Origin of the sequence: Sphingobium sp. D43FB (genome assembly GCF_002312805.1) — a bacterium.
Classification (GTDB): domain Bacteria; phylum Pseudomonadota; class Alphaproteobacteria; order Sphingomonadales; family Sphingomonadaceae; genus Sphingobium.
The window spans coordinates 202,994-217,786 of the sequence record NZ_NMUA01000002.1; the positions used below are offsets into that span (position 1 = coordinate 202,994).

15 protein-coding genes are annotated in these 14,793 nt (G+C 65.8%); 7 read left to right on the top strand and 8 right to left on the bottom strand.

What is annotated here, in order from left to right; genetic code table 11:
• Positions 1–29: 29 nt before the first annotated feature.
• The 4 genes from tldD (at position 30) to SxD43FB_RS02840 (ending at position 3,952) form a co-directional block, all read left to right on the top strand.
• A complete protein-coding gene (gene tldD, locus SxD43FB_RS02825) occupies positions 30–1,472 on the top strand; it encodes a metalloprotease TldD (protein ID WP_096061004.1) in 1,443 nt (480 codons plus the stop codon).
• 56 nt (positions 1,473–1,528) lie between these two features.
• Positions 1,529–2,104, top strand: a complete 576-nt coding sequence (locus SxD43FB_RS02830) for a DUF924 family protein (protein WP_096060881.1) — start codon at positions 1,529–1,531, stop codon at positions 2,102–2,104.
• Between the two features lie 158 nt (positions 2,105–2,262).
• Positions 2,263–2,601: a P-II family nitrogen regulator gene (locus SxD43FB_RS02835; protein WP_037476545.1), complete on the top strand. Its 339-nt coding sequence runs from the start codon at positions 2,263–2,265 to the stop codon at positions 2,599–2,601.
• Between the two features lie 13 nt (positions 2,602–2,614).
• The gene (locus SxD43FB_RS02840; protein WP_096061005.1) at positions 2,615–3,952 is read left to right on the top strand and encodes an ammonium transporter; all 1,338 of its coding nucleotides are present in this window, start codon (positions 2,615–2,617) and stop codon (positions 3,950–3,952) included.
• Positions 3,953–4,182: 230 nt separating this feature from the next.
• Here SxD43FB_RS02840 and SxD43FB_RS02845 read toward each other — a convergent pair whose 3' ends face one another.
• The 4 genes from SxD43FB_RS02845 to crtY form a co-directional block, all read right to left on the bottom strand.
• Entirely contained in the window at positions 4,183–5,139 is a 957-nt protein-coding gene (locus SxD43FB_RS02845) for a phytoene/squalene synthase family protein (RefSeq protein ID WP_096060882.1), read from the bottom strand.
• A 63-nt stretch (positions 5,140–5,202) separates the two neighbouring features.
• Complete coding sequence (locus SxD43FB_RS02850) at positions 5,203–5,784, bottom strand: TIGR00730 family Rossman fold protein (protein WP_096060883.1); 582 nt, start codon at positions 5,782–5,784, stop codon at positions 5,203–5,205.
• Between the two features lie 5 nt (positions 5,785–5,789).
• Positions 5,790–7,271 (bottom strand): phytoene desaturase, encoded by a 1,482-nt coding sequence (locus SxD43FB_RS02855; protein WP_096060884.1) that lies wholly within the window; start codon positions 7,269–7,271, stop codon positions 5,790–5,792.
• Positions 7,271–8,419, bottom strand: coding sequence for a lycopene beta-cyclase CrtY (crtY, locus tag SxD43FB_RS02860; protein ID WP_096060885.1), 1,149 nt, complete (start codon positions 8,417–8,419; stop codon positions 7,271–7,273). The genes SxD43FB_RS02855 and crtY overlap by 1 nt, the downstream gene beginning before the upstream one ends.
• A gap of 119 nt (positions 8,420–8,538) precedes the next feature.
• Between crtY and SxD43FB_RS02865 the strand changes: the two genes are divergently transcribed.
• Together SxD43FB_RS02865 and dmeF are read left to right on the top strand one after the other, a co-directional pair.
• Complete coding sequence (locus tag SxD43FB_RS02865) at positions 8,539–8,811, top strand: metal/formaldehyde-sensitive transcriptional repressor (RefSeq protein ID WP_037474755.1); 273 nt, start codon at positions 8,539–8,541, stop codon at positions 8,809–8,811.
• Positions 8,808–9,794, top strand: coding sequence for a CDF family Co(II)/Ni(II) efflux transporter DmeF (gene dmeF, locus SxD43FB_RS02870; RefSeq protein WP_096060886.1), 987 nt, complete (start codon positions 8,808–8,810; stop codon positions 9,792–9,794). The genes SxD43FB_RS02865 and dmeF overlap by 4 nt, the downstream gene beginning before the upstream one ends.
• 131 nt (positions 9,795–9,925) lie before the next feature.
• Here the strand turns inward: dmeF and SxD43FB_RS02875 are convergent, their stop codons facing one another.
• From SxD43FB_RS02875 to SxD43FB_RS02885, 3 genes are all read right to left on the bottom strand, one after another.
• Entirely contained in the window at positions 9,926–10,357 is a 432-nt protein-coding gene (locus tag SxD43FB_RS02875; RefSeq protein WP_096060887.1) for a TIGR01244 family sulfur transferase, read from the bottom strand.
• Between the two features lie 327 nt (positions 10,358–10,684).
• Positions 10,685–12,457 carry a DNA helicase RecQ gene (gene recQ, locus SxD43FB_RS02880; RefSeq protein ID WP_096060888.1) on the bottom strand — a complete coding sequence of 591 codons (1,773 nt, stop codon included), beginning with the start codon at positions 12,455–12,457 and terminating at the stop codon, positions 10,685–10,687.
• Between the two features lie 48 nt (positions 12,458–12,505).
• A complete protein-coding gene (locus SxD43FB_RS02885; protein ID WP_096060889.1) occupies positions 12,506–12,826 on the bottom strand; it encodes a hypothetical protein in 321 nt (106 codons plus the stop codon).
• 38 nt (positions 12,827–12,864) lie between these two features.
• On the opposite strand from SxD43FB_RS02885, the gene SxD43FB_RS02890 reads away from it, so the two are divergent.
• Positions 12,865–13,989 carry a serine hydrolase gene (locus SxD43FB_RS02890; protein WP_096060890.1) on the top strand — a complete coding sequence of 375 codons (1,125 nt, stop codon included), beginning with the start codon at positions 12,865–12,867 and terminating at the stop codon, positions 13,987–13,989.
• Here the strand turns inward: SxD43FB_RS02890 and SxD43FB_RS02895 are convergent.
• Entirely contained in the window at positions 13,986–14,774 is a 789-nt protein-coding gene (locus SxD43FB_RS02895; RefSeq protein ID WP_096060891.1) for a PhzF family phenazine biosynthesis protein, read from the bottom strand. The two genes, SxD43FB_RS02890 and SxD43FB_RS02895, sit on opposite strands and share 4 nt — an antisense overlap.
• Positions 14,775–14,793 lie beyond the last annotated feature (19 nt).

Sequence of the window (14,793 nt, forward strand, 5' to 3'; positions counted from 1 at the left end):
TGGGTGATGCCGTCCCTATATCGGATGGCATGACCGATATTTCCGCGCACTTTACCGACGCCCGTGGCCTGCTCTATCGTCCGGGCCTGCTCGATCCCGACGGCGCTCGCCGCCTGACCGCCGACGCGCTCAAAAGCTGCGACGATGGCGAACTTTATCTCCAATATCGCGCGAGCGAGAGTTTCGGCTTCGATGACGGTCGATTGAAGACCGCCGATTATTCGACCGATGCCGGTTTCGGCCTGCGCGGCGTGTCGGGCGAAATGACCGGCTTTGCCCATGCCAATGACATCAGCGAAGCGGCGATCCGCAAGGCGGCGCAGACGCTGACCCTGCTCGATCCCGCCGCCGCGCCGCCTGCCCCACCGCCGCAGCGCACCAACCGCCATCTCTATACCGATGCCAATCCGCTGGAGATCGTCCCCTTCGCCGAAAAGGTGACGCTGTGCGCCGCGATCGACGCCGCCGCCCGTGCCCGCGATCCGCGCGTCGCGCAGGTATCGGTCAATCTGGCGGGCAGCTGGTCGGTGGTCGAAATCGTCCGCGCCGACGGCTTTACCGCCACCGACATCCGCCCGCTCGTGCGCCTCAACGTCTCGGTCATCCTCGAAGACAATGGCCGCCGCGAAACCGGCAGCTTCGGCATCGGCGGACGCTATCTCTACGATCAGGTCATGGACCCGGCCGTGTGGAACCGCGCGATCGACGAAGCGCTGGCCCAGGCGCGCGTCAACATGCGCTCGGTCGCTGCGCCTGCGGGCGAGATGACCGTCCTGCTTGGCCCCGGCTGGCCCGGCGTGCTGGTGCATGAAGCGATCGGCCATGGCCTTGAGGGCGATTTCAACCGCAAGGGCACCAGCGCCTTTTCCGGCCGCATCGGCGAGCGCGTCGCCGCGCCCGGCGTCACCGTGGTCGATGACGGCGCGATCGCCGACCGGCGCGGGTCGCTGTCGATCGACGATGAAGGCACCCCGACGCGCGAGAACATCCTGATCGAGGATGGCATCTTGCGCGGCTATATGCAGGATCGGCTCAACGCCCGGCTGATGGGGGTCGAACCCACCGGCAATGGCCGCCGCGAAAGCTATGCCCATGGTCCCATGCCGCGCATGACCAACACCTTCATCAAGGGCGGCAATGACGATCCCGAAGAGCTGCTCTCGCGCATGAAGACCGGCATCTTCGCCAAAAGCTTTGGCGGGGGCCAGGTCGACATCGTGTCGGGCAAGTTCGTCTTCTCCTGCACTGAGGCCTATAAAGTCGAAAATGGCAAGCTGGGCGACCCGATCAAGGGCGCGACGCTGATCGGCGATGGCCCCACCGCCCTGACCAAGGTGGTCGGCATCGGCAACGACTGGGCGCTGGACGAAGGCATCGGCATGTGCGGCAAGGGCGGGCAAAGCGTGCCCGCAGGCGTCGGCCAGCCGACGCTGCTGCTGCAGGGGCTGACGGTGGGTGGCACGGCGACCTGATCGCCAGAAGCGGTCTATGGTGGAACCGGATCGGCCGCTCGTCTGTATAGGTCGGTATGAACATGCTCACCGACAGCCATGATGCCGTGACCGCCGACTGGGCCGCAGCCCTGCTCGACTTCTGGTTCAACGAAGTCGGCGAGGCCGGATGGTGGGAGAAAGACCCCGCATTGGACCAGCGCTGCATCGCCCGTTTTGGCGATTTGTGGCAGGAAAAGCAGGCATTGCCGCCCGAAGCCTTCCTCGACCGCGCCGATGAGGCCTTGGCCGCGATCCTGCTGTTCGATCAACTGCCCCGCAACATGTTCCGCGATACCGCACAGGCCTTCGCCAGCGATCCGCTGGCCCGCGATGTCGCGCGCGGGGCGATCGCCCATGGCTATGACATTCAGATCGGCGGCACCGGGCGGCTCTTCTTCTACATGCCCTTCATGCATAGCGAGGCGCTGGAGGATCAGGAGACGGCGCTGACCCTGTTCGAAGGGGCGGGCAACGATCATTGGCTCGGCTTTGCGCGGGATCACCACGCGATCATTGAACGGTTCGGCCGCTTCCCGCACCGCAACGCCGCCCTAGGGCGCACGACGCTGCCCGATGAAGAGGCGGCCATCGCAGAAGGCAGCCAATGGTAGGCTGATGCTGCCTGTTTTTTGAGCAGGCGCGCGCCGCTGCTCAATTTTTCGGCGCTGCTTTTCGTCGCGCCGCACGCTAAGCCCGTATTAACGCGCCATTAGCAAATTGGCACGCCTCTTGCTGAGTATGTCCCCGCACACCAGTAACAGGGGGCGACATGAAACTTGTCATGGCTATCATTAAGCCGTTCAAGCTCGACGATGTTCGCGAGGCACTATCCTCGCTCGGCATCGCAGGCATGACGGTCAGCGAAGTGAAGGGCTTTGGTCGCCAAAAGGGGCAGACCGAAATTTATCGCGGCGCGGAATATTCCACCAACATGGTTCCCAAGATCAAGGTCGAGGTCGTTTGCGACGACGACCTGGCACCGCGCGTCGTGGAAGCGACGCAGGCGGCCGCCAATTCGGGTGCCATCGGCGATGGCAAGATCTTCGTCCTCGATGTCGGTCAGGCCGTGCGCATCCGCACCGGCGAGACCGGCGAAACCGCGCTGTAAGAAGGGGGGAATGATGACCTTTTCCAAGAAACTTTGCGGGATGGCGGGGGCAGCGGGGCTGTCGCTCTTCGCCGCCCTGCCTGCCTGGGCGCAGGATGCCGCCGAAGCGGCACCCGCCGCAGCCGTGCCAAATCCGGGCAACAACGCCTGGATGATGACATCGACCGTCCTCGTCCTGCTCATGATCCTGCCCGGCCTTGCGCTGTTCTACGGCGGCCTGACCCGGTCGAAGAATATGCTGGCGACGATGACGCAGATCGGCGCGGCCGCCTGCCTCGCCATGCTCATCTGGGTCATGTACGGCTATGGCCTGGCCTTCGGTCCTGAAGGCAATGCCTTCATTTCGTGGGGCAAATGGTTCCTGGTCGGCGTCACCACCGACAGCACGGCCGCCACCTTCTCCGACGAAGTGATTTCGGAATATGTGTTCGTCAGCTTCCAGATGACCTTTGCCGCCATCACGGCCGCCCTGGTCCTGGGTTCGGTGGTCGAGCGCATGAAATTCTCGGCGGTCATGCTCTTCACCGCCATCTGGCTCACGATCGTCTATTTCCCGATCGCCCACATGGTCTGGGCTGGCGGCGGTCTGCTGTTCGACATGGGCGCGCTGGACTTTGCCGGCGGTACCGTGGTGCATATCAACGCTGGCGTGTCCGCTCTGGTCGCCTGCCTCATCCTTGGCAAGCGTATCGGCTATCCCAAGGAGCCGATGGCCCCGCACAGCATGACGATGACGATGATCGGCACCGGCATGCTCTGGGTTGGCTGGTTCGGCTTCAACGCGGGTTCCGAACTGGAAGCCGACGGCACGGCGGCGCTCGCCATGATCAACACCTTCGTCGCCACCGCGGCAGGGGCGCTGTTCTGGATGCTCGCTGAAAAGGCCCATGGTCACAAGGCTTCGGCTCTCGGCTTCTGCTCCGGCGTGATCGCCGGTCTGGTCGCCGTGACCCCGGCTGCGGGCAATTCCGGGCCATTCGGTGCCATCGTCCTTGGTGCCATCGCCTCGATCATCTGCTTCTACTTCGTGTCGGTCATCAAGCCCAAGCTTGGCTATGACGACAGCCTGGACGCCTTCGGCATCCATGGTGTGGGCGGCATCGTCGGCGCCATCGGCACCGGCATCGTCTACCAGCCCTTCTTGGGTGGCCCCGGCGACGGTTCGACCGCCATGGGCGCCCAGGTAATGACGCAGATCATCGCCGTGGTCGTCTCCATCGTCTGGGCCTCTGTCGGCACCGCCATCGCCATCTTCATCGCCAAGGCCGTCACCGGTCTGCGGGTGAGCGAAGAAGTCGAGCATCAAGGTCTCGACCTCGGTGAGCACGGCGAGCGCGCCTACAATATGTAAGTTTGGCAGGGCGGGCCGCCCCACCGGGGACATGGCCCGCTCGCCCCACCTTGTTCCTCCTGCGAACAGCCCTGGGGCCGGTGCGAAAGCATCGGCCCTCTTTTTTTGCGCTCGCGGTGAAGGGCATGTCTAGCGGCAATGGATGTCGTTCCCCGGCGAAAGCCGGGGCCCAGTTCAGACCGTGAGACTGAACCCCGGCCTCCGCCGGGCAACAGCGATGTGCGTTGCGATCAAACGGCCGGGCGCGTCCATAAATACGCGGGCCGGGGCGCATCGGCAGGCCAGCGCCTCGCGCGACCGATGACCTGCATGCCCGCCCGCGTGACCCAGCCGAGCTTCGCCGCCTTGGTCGTGATCACCCGCGCGTCCCAGGCCTGCTCGCCCCGGCGCGCGACTTCGCGGGCGATGTCGCCATAGATGCCCGCCGCCGCCAGCACCGCCCAGGCCGCCCGTGGCGGCAGCGCGCCAGTGCCATGGCGCGCGCTTTCCTCATAGGCCGCGGCCATGTCCGCCATGCGCCGCGCCAATATGGCTAGACGCGGGCGGAGCCAGGGCTTCATATGTTCGCCGGGCGGCATATCCATTTCGGCCAGCCATTCCTGCGGCAGATAGCAACGGTCGGCGGCCTCATCCTCGCTGATGTCGCGGGCGATATTGGCGAGCTGGAACGCCAGCCCCAGGTCGCAGGCGCGGTCGAGCGTCGCCTGGTCATCGGGATCGACCCCCATCAGCACCGCCATCATGCAGCCGACCGCGCCCGCGACATGATAGCAATAGCGCAGCATATCGTCCTGGCTGCGCGGCCGCCATTCGCGCGCGTCGAGCGCAAACCCCTCGATCAGATCATGGGCATAGCGCGCCGGAATGGCGCATTCGCGCATCACCACGCCAAAGCCGTCAAAGGCCGGATCGCCGGTCGGTTCGCCGCGCAGCGCGCTGTCGGTCATCACCCGGATGGTCGAGAGCCGCGCCTGCCCGTCCACGACGCCCTGCAATGTGCCGCCATGATCCTGCCCATCGGCGATATCGTCGCATTTGCGGCACCAGGCGTAGAGCAGCCAGGCGCGCTCGCGGGTCTGCGGATCGAACAGGGTCGATGCCATGGCAAAGGATTTGGAGCCGCGCGCAATGCTCTGTCTGGCATGGGCGACGAGCGCGGGGCGGTCGAATATGGGCAGGTCGGTCATGCCATCGCCATGCCCTGCCCGCCTGCCCAAGTCATCCCCTATCCCCACGCTTGCGCTACAGGATTAGAGCCGATCCGCCTTCATCGCAAAGATGGTCTCATGCGGCTGATAGGCGGCCAGCGCATCCAGCAGTTCATCGATCCCCTCGGCATGGATCAAGATGCCGGCATGTTGCGCGCGGATGAAGCCCGCTTCCACCATCTGCCGGTTGAAGCCGATCAACTGGTCATAAAAGCCCGCGACGTTCAGCAGCCCGACCGGCTTTTGATGATAGCCAAGCTGCGCCCAACTGATCGCTTCCCACAATTCGTCCATCGTGCCGACCCCGCCGGGCAGCGTGATGAAGCCGTCCGACAGGTCGGTGAAGAGCTGCTTACGCTGATGCATCGTCTGGACGACGTGCAACTCCGTGCAGCCGCGATGGGCCACCTCCGCGCCGACCAGCGCTTCGGGTATCACGCCGATCACCTCGCCGCCCGCCTCCAGCGCCGCATCGGCGACCGCGCCCATCAGGCCGAGCCGCCCGCCGCCATAGACGACGCCGATGCCCCGCTCCGCCAGCGTGCGGCCCACCATGCGCGCCGCGTCGATATAGGTCAGGTCGGCCGGCGTCGCCGAACCGCAATAGACCGCCAATTTCTTCATCGTCTCTAACCCAGATCTTCCAGCATCAGCGCGGCGGTTGCCTTGGCGCTGCCCACCACGCCGGGGATACCCGCGCCGGGATGGGTGCCGGCCCCTACCAGATAGAGATTGGGAATGACATCGTCGCGATTATGCGCGCGGAACCAGGCGCTTTGCGTTAGCAACGGCTCCAGGCTGAAGGCGCTGCCCAGATGCGCGTTGAGGTCACGGCCGAAATCGGACGGCGCATAATGGAATTGCGTGACGATGCGCGAGCGGATGTCAGGGATCAACCGATGCTGGATCTCGTCCAAGATACGCTCGGCATAGGCTGGCGCAAACTGGTCCCAGTCGATCGGCAGCTTGCCCATATGCGGCACCGGGGCGAGCGCATAGAAGGTCGAATGGCCTTCGGGCGCCATCGACGGATCGGTCACGGTCGGGTGGTGCAGATAGAGCGAGAAATCCTCCGGCAACACGCCATGATCGTAAATATCGGTGAGCAGCCCTTCATAGCGCGGCCCGAACAGGATCATATGATGCGGAATGCCGGGCCAACTGCCCTTGATACCGAAATGCAGCACGAACAGGCTGGGCGACCAGCGCTTGTTGGCGAGCTTGCCGCCCTGCTTCTGTCCCCGTGGATGATGGCCCAGCAGATCGCGATAGCTGTGCATCAGGTCGGCATTGCTGGCGACGGCATCGGCCTCCCCGCGCCAGCCCGACGCGGTGTGGACCGCCGTGACCTTGTCGCCATAGGTTTCGATGCGCGTGACCTTGTCGCCCAGCCGCAACGTGCCGCCCAGCCGCTCGAAATGGGTCGCCATGCCCTCGACCAGCTTGTTGGTGCCGCCCTTGGCGAACCAGACGCCGCCATCCTTTTCCAGCTTGTGGATCAGGGCATAGATGGCGCTGGTCTTCATCGGATTGCCGCCGACCAGCAGCGTGTGGAAGGACAGCGCCTCGCGCAGCTTCTCATTCTTCACATAGGACGACACGACCGAATAGACCGACCGCCACGCCTGATAGCGGGCCAGCGCCGGGGCGGCCTTGATCATCGAGGCGAAGTCGAGGAAGGCGACCGATCCGAGCTTGCGATAGCCCTCTTCGAACACGCCTGCGGCATAATCGAGGAAGCGCTCATAGCCCGCGACATCGCCGGGATCGAGCTTGGCGATTTCGGCGCGCAGCGACACTTCGTCATTGCTGTAATCGAAATTGGTGCCGTCGCGCCAGTTGAGCCGGTAGAAGGGGCTGACCGGCATCAACGTCACGTCCTGCGCCATGTCATGGCCGGACAGGCGCCACAGCTCGTTCAGGCAATCGGGGTCGGTGATGACGGTCGGCCCGGCGTCGAAGGTGAAGCCGTCCTTCTGCCACATATAGGCCCGGCCGCCGGGGCGATCGCGCGCCTCGACCAGCGTGGTGTCGATGCCGGCGGATTGCAGGCGGATGGCCAGCGCCAGGCCGCCAAAGCCCGCGCCGATGATTATCGCTTTCCTGGTCATCAGGCGGGCGGATTCAGCAATGTTCGCATGGCATCCCTTATGGGCACGGGGGGGCGTCCGCACAAGATGCGGACACGGTCAGTAATGGTGGAACGTCCGGCGTAGAAACGCTGGATGAGGGGCGCGCGCAGGCCGTAGAAGCGCGCGAAGATACGCCAGCGCTGGTCGGGGATCGCCGCACCGAACAGCATCTTGCCGAGCAGCCGATAATAGCCACCGCTGCGCCAATGCGCCGCCGCATGGGCGCGCGTGACGGTCGCCAGTTGATCGAGCGGCTGATCGACCAACCAGGTAGCGAAGCGTACCGCGTCGGGCAGCGAATAGCCGGTCATCGGCTGGAACAGCCCGGCCCGCACGCCGGCGCGCGCGACCGGATCATCCTTGGGCCAATAAAGATCGAAATCGCCGCCATGGACCACGGGCAACACGCCCTGTTCGCGGTGGATCACCGTGCCGGTCCAGCCCTTGTCGCTGGCATAGGCCGCAATGCGCGCATCGATGGCGGGCACGTCCAGGTCGGGCGTATCGCTATAATAAGTGTCCTCGACGAAGATGGTGCGCTCGTCCCACGGCAGCAGATAGACGAAGCGATAGCCGTCCATCTGCTCGACCGTCGCATCCATGATCACCGGCCGGTCGATGCCATGTGGCGCATCGAGCCGCAGCGCATGGCCGACGAACTTCTGCCAGCCACAGCGCAACGGCGACAGGTCCGCCGCCCCGCGCGCATCGATCACAGCCCCCGCGTCGATCTCCCGCTCGTCGGTCAGGCGGACGCTGGTCGGCCTAACGGCGGCGACGCTCGCGCCCGTCATCGTCACATCCCCCAGCGTTGCGCGGACATGCGCGTCGAGCCGGGGCGAGGCGATGCTGTTATAGGCCGTGTCGAGACGGCGACGATGCCCTGGAAAGCGGACCTCATGCCCCTGTGCCCAGCGATGGGTAACAAGCGGGTCGACCAGCCAGCGATCCTGCGCGGCCACGTCGCCATCAAAGAAGGACCAGATATGGTTGCCGCCGATCGCTGCGCCGCATTCGATCAGCCGGACACGGACATCGGGCCGCTTGGCCGCGAAGGCAAGCGCGATCAGGCTGCCGGACAGGCCGCCGCCAAGGATCGCCAGATCGCAGTCCAACCGGTTCGTCATTGCTCCCTGTTAGGCGAGGGGGGCTGGCAAAGCCATGGCCGAAGTGGTGGCATGCTATGGTTTTTGGGGCAGGTGATGGGCCTTGTCGCGACCGCACCTATAGTATAGGGGGATACCCTATGCATATAGTCGCGGATCGAGACAAATTACTGGCGCGGGTGCGCCGGATCGCGGGGCAGGTCGCCGCCGTCGAGCGTCAACTGACGGGCGAGGCGGGCTGTTCGGAAACATTGCAACTGGTCGCTTCGGTGCGCGGCGCGGTCGGCAGCCTGATGGAGGAACTGATCGAGCAGCATATGCGCGAACATGTCGCCTGCCCCGGCCTGTCCGACGAGGCCCGCGCGGCGGCCGCCGAAGAGATGCTGGCGCTGATCCGCCGTTACGGGAAATGACGATGCACGACGATCACTCTCACGGCACCGGGCACGGCCACGCCCATCACGACCACGCGCCATCGCCCGCCAGCATGGATGGCGAGGAAAGCCATTATTTCGACCATATCTATCTGTCGGACGGGCATGATAAAAATGCCCGGCGGACGCTGTGGGTCGTCTGGCTGACCGCCGCGACCATGGTGGTGGAGATCGTCGCGGGCTGGATGACCGGTTCGATGGCGCTGCTGGCCGATGGTTTTCACATGGCGACCCATGCGGGCGCGCTCGCCGTGGCGGCGGCGGCTTATGGCTATGCCAGGCGGCATGCGCGCAATCCGCGCTTCACCTTCGGCACCGGCAAGGTCGGCGACCTGTCGGGCTTTGCGTCGGCGCTGCTGCTCGGCTTCATGGCGCTGTTCATCGCGATCGAATCGGGGATGCGCTTCCTGGAACCGGTGCAGGTCGCCTTCGGTGAAGCGACGCTGGTGGCGATCGTCGGCCTCATCATCAACATCATCAGCGCGTTTTTGCTGGGCCATGACCATAGCCATGATCATGGACACGGACATGATCATGATGACGGGCACCAGCATGGCCATGCCGACAACAACCTGCGCGCCGCCTATGTCCATGTGCTGACCGACGCGCTGACATCGGTGCTGGCGATCGCGGCGCTGCTCGCCGGGCGCTATCTCGGCTGGTGGTGGCTGGACCCTGCGGTCGGCATATTGGGATCGATCGTCATCGCGCGCTGGGCCTGGGGCCTGATGAAGGACACCGCCGCCATCCTGCTCGACACCGCCGAACCCGCGCTGACGGCCAAGGTCCGCGCGCTGGCGGAAGCCGAAGGCGCCACCATCCGCGACCTCCACGTCTGGCGCATCGGCCCCCACGCCCACGCCGTCATCCTCAGCCTGGCACCGGGCGCGAATGGTGCCGCCGTCCGCGCGCGCCTGCACGCGCTCCCCCGCATGGCGCATGTAACGGTGGAATGCGGGTAGGCCTCAGCCCCCCCTTCTCCCCGGCGGGGAGAAGGATAGGAAGCCTTGGTGCCAAAGGCACCTAGGCGCAGTTGGAAGAGGGGGCTCGACGCTGATGTAGCGCGCTATCGAGAGGCCTCACCCGACCCCTCTCACTGCCCCTTCACCGCATCCATGATCTGCCGCACCGGCGCGATGTCATAGCCGGCCGCTGCCGCCTGCGCCGCCAGCACGTCGCCATCATCGCCCGCGCGCGCGCGGGTCAGTGCCCATAGCAAGGTGCTGCGCGTGCCCGACCGGCAATAAGCAAGCATCTTGCCGCCTGCCTCCGTCTGTTCCAGCGCGCTTGCCATCTCGTCCAACTGCCAGGGCGCGAAACCGCCATGCGCCACCGGCACCGCGACATAGGCGATGCCCGCCGCCTTGGCAGCGGCTTCGATCGCCGCGCCGTTGACCTGTCCCGGTTCCTCGTCATCGGGGCGGTTGTTGACGATGATCGTCACGCCCTGCGCCTTGGCGTCGGCCACCTGATCCAGCGTGATCTGCGGCGAGACAAGGATGCGGTCGGTCAATTTGCGGAACATGGGGCTTCTCCTTTGGCACAGGCCATGCGCCGGTCAGGATCAGGATTCAAGAGCGGCCTCTTCCTCCCGTCGTTGCGCAAAGCCCTTCCAATGTAGGATTTCCAATGATCTACACTGTCGGATGAAACGCGCTCGCACCCCACCCTGCCCTGCATCCCGGATCGACCGTCGCGTGCCTGCCGCGTCACAGGCGCGTCACTGTCGCGCCGGTGTCGCGTTACCGGGTCTTCGGACGCAATTTACCGGTACTTTTCGGTCGCAATCGGCCCGAATATGCGCCCACGACATCGTGAATTTCGATGTGACGCGGACCTGTGACCCTTGGCGCTACAGAAACGGCCGAATCGCCGCCAGAAAGGCGTCGCCCCAGGCGTCCAGCTTCTTCTGCCCCACGCCGCTGATCGTGCCCAGATCGCGGATCGAGGACGGCCGCTGTTCGGCCATTTCGCGCAGCGTCGAATCATGAAAGATCACATAGGGCGGCACGCCCGCCTCCTGCGCCAGTTCCCGGCGGCAGGCGCGCAGCGCGTCGAACAGCGGATCGCCGACCGGGTTCGCGTCGGCCCCGTTGCGGGCATTGCGGGACCGCCGCTCGCGCTTGGGCGGCACCAGGATGCGGACTTCTTCCTCGCCGCGCAGGATGGGCCGCGCATTGGGGCCAAGCATCAGCCCGCCATGCTCGGTGGTTTCCAGCGCATCGCGCACCAGCAGCGCGCGCGATACGGGACGCAGCAGCACGATCTCGTCCCCCGACACGATGCCATGCACCGAAATCTTGTCATGGCCGCGCTCGCGTACCTTGTCGTTGGGCGCCCCGGTCAGCACCGCTTCGATATGGCCGGACCCGAAACTCTGGCCGGTGCGATAGACGGCGGACAGATATTTGCGCGCCGTCTCGGTCGCGTCGATGCTGGCGGGCGGCGAGAGGCAATTGTCGCAATTGCCGCACATGGCAGGCGGATCTTCGCCAAAATGGCGCAGCAATATGGCGCGGCGGCAAGTCGCGGTCTCGACCAGCGCGCCCAGCGCCGCGATCCGCGTGCGCTCGCCCTGCTGGCGGCTCTGTTCCAGTTCCATGATTCGCTGGCGGGCACGGGCGAAATCCTCCGCGCCCCAGAAAAGATGCGCGACCGCCGGCTCGCCGTCGCGGCCCGCGCGGCCCGATTCCTGATAATAGCCCTCGATCGACTTGGGCAGGCCTGCATGCGCGACGAAGCGCACATCGGGCTTGTCGATCCCCATGCCGAAGGCGACGGTGGCGACCATCACCATATCCTCGCTGGCGATGAAGGCGGACTGGTTGGCGGCGCGGACCTTGGGGTCGAGCCCGGCATGATACGCGCGCACGGCGCGACCGCCCCGCCCCAGCGTTTCAGCGAGCTTCTCGGTCGCGGCGCGGGTCTGGGCATAGACGATGCCGGGGCCGGGATTGGCGGCGACCAGATCGGCCAGCTGCCGCGTCAGGCCATCACGCGGATGGACGGCATAGCGGATATTGGGCCGGTCGAAGCCCGAAATGATGAGGCCATCGTCGGGAATGCCGAGCTGGACGAGAATATCCTTGCGCGTATGCGCGTCGGCCGTGGCGGTCAGTGCCAGCCGGGGGACATCGGGAAATTCGTCGAGCAGCGGGCGCAGCAGGCGATAGTCGGGGCGGAAATCATGGCCCCATTCGGACACGCAATGCGCTTCGTCGATGGCGAACAGCGCGACCCTGGCCGATCGCAGCAGATTGCGGAACCCCTCCTGGCTGGCGCGTTCGGGGGCGACATAGAGCAGGTCGAGATCGCCATTGCGCAACCGGTCCTGCGTCTCGCGCCAGTCGGCATCGACGCTGGTCAGGCTGGCGGCGCGAATGCCGACGGCCGTGGCGGCGCGCAACTGGTCGTGCATCAGCGCGATCAGTGGCGAGACGACGACGCAGCAGCCGTCGAGCGCGACCGAGGGCAATTGGTAGCAGAGCGACTTGCCCGCCCCGGTCGGCATGATCGCCAGCGTCGGCTGGCCCGCCATGACGCGCGCGACCACCTGTTCCTGCACCCCGCGAAAGCGGGTGAAGCCGAATATGTCGTGAAGGAGCGTGGGAATGTCGGGCCGCATGACGCGGCCTTAGCGGGGGAAAGCGCGGGGGGCCAGCCTTGCCGCCGCTTAAGAGGTTGGATCGAGCAGGCAGCCCCAGCCGGGTCGATAACGGGCGGTGCGCGTGGCGATCAAGGGCACGCGGGCCACCACGGCCCTGTCTTCGGGCCGGTCGGTCAGCGTGACGAGCGCCATGCCCGGCTCCTTGTCTTCCTCGCAACTGCCCATCGCCCGCCCTTCGACATAGCGGCACGAACAAGCGAGGCGCGCGCCATAGGCGGTGCCCAGTTCTGCCTGACCGCGCAAACCGCTCCAATGCCAGCCAAGCACGGCGAGCAGCGACAGGATAAGCACAAGGGCAAGATAAATGATCGTCCGGCGGCCCGGCATATTCCCGACTCGGTTGGGGATGGCTAAGGGCGCGGCTTATGAAGATCGAATGGAACAGCGTAAAGCGGCTTGGCCTTGGCGCCGCCCTGGTGGCCCTCGTCGGCGCGGGCGGGCTATGGAGCGTGCGCGCGGCCGATCCGCAGCCGCTCTACCATGTGGCGCGCGACGCGACAGTGGGCGAGGCTGCGCTGCGCGCCGCGATCGACCCCTTGTTCGACGATGCGGCGATGGGCGACACCCGCGCGCTGCTGGTGATGCGCGACGGCGAAATCGTCGCGGAACGCTATGCGCCGGGTTTCGGGCCGGACACGAAACTCCTGTCCTGGTCGATCGCCAAGAGCGTGACGGCGGTGCTGGTCGGGCTGATGGTGGCGGACGGGCGGCTGGCGATCGACGCGCCGGTGCCGGTGGCAGCGTGGAGCCAGCCGGGCGACCCGCGCGGCAAGATCACGCTGCGCCAATTGCTCCAGATGACGAGCGGTCTCGATCATGTCGAGGATGGCGAACCGATCCAGAGCGGCGACACGGTGCGGATGCTGTTCACCGACGGCGCACAGGATATGCGCGCCTATGCCGAGGCCAAACCGCTGGGTCAGGCGCCGGGCGCCCACTTCGCCTATTCGACCGGCAGCAGCATCATCCTGTCCGACCTGATGACGCGGATGCTGACCAACAGCAGCGATCCCGACGTGCGGCGCCGGGCGATGGCGATGTTCATCGACGGGCGATTGAAGGCTCCGGGCAAGCTGCCCAGCCTGACGCCCGAATATGACGCGGCGGGCACGATGATCGGCGGCAGCATGATGCATATGACCGCGCGCGACTATGGCCGCTTTGGCGAATTGCTGCGGCGGCAGGGGCGCGGCCCTACCGGGCATCAGATATTGCCGGAAAAATGGGTCGACTTCATGCGCACGCCATCGAAGCGCAACCCGGCCTATGGCGCGCATCTCTGGCTCAACCGCGAAGGCAGCGAAAGCGCGCTGATGCCGGGCCTGGCCCCCACCAGCCTGTTCGGCTGTGTGGGGCATAATGGCCAATATATTCTCGTGTCGCCCAGCCAGCGCCTGACCGTGGTACGGATCGGCATGTCACCACACAAGGAACAGCGGGCCGCGGTGAAGGCGGCACTGGCACGCGTGATCGGGCTGTTTCCAGGCTAGAGGTGGAAGCGGCCCTCGATCACCGTGCGGCACTGGCCGGTCAGGATCACCCGGTCGCCATCGAGGGTGCAACCAAGCCGACCGCCGCGCCCCGACGCCTGAAACGCGCTGAGCGTCGTCTTGTTGAGGCGCTTGGCCCAGAAGGGGGTGAGCAGGCCATGGGCGGACCCCGTGACCGGATCTTCATCCACGCCGCCGCCCGGCACGAAGACGCGACTGACGATATCGCTATCCTCACCCGGCGCGGTGGCGATGAGCATGACGTCGCCCTGCGCCTTCAACGCCGCGAAGTCGGGCGCGAGCGCGCGCACCGCAGCGGCATCGGGGAAGAGGAACAGGCTGTAGCCACCATCCCGCCAATGCGACTCGACTGGAGTGCCCCCCAGCCCTGCCGCCAGTTCCGGCAAAGCACGGGGCGCCATATCCCAGGCCGGAAGCGACAGCGCATAGCCCTCGCCAGCGCGCGATACGGTCAATATGCCCGCATGGCGCGTGCGAAAGCGCACCACATCCCCCTGCCCCATCAGCACATGGCCGCTGGCGAGCGTCGCATGGCCGCACAATTTGACTTCAACGGTGGGCGTGAACCAGCGCAGCACATGGTCCGCCTCCGGGTCGTCAGGCGTCGCCAGCGTGAAGGCGGTCTCCGACAGGTTATTCTCCGCCGCAATGGCCTGCAGCGTGGCATCGTCGAGCCAGGCATCGAGTGGCATCACGGCGGCCGGATTGCCGGTGAAAGGGGCATCGGCGAAAGCATCGACCTGGGTGAAGGGCAGGCTGGTCATGGAACGGTTCCTTGTCGTT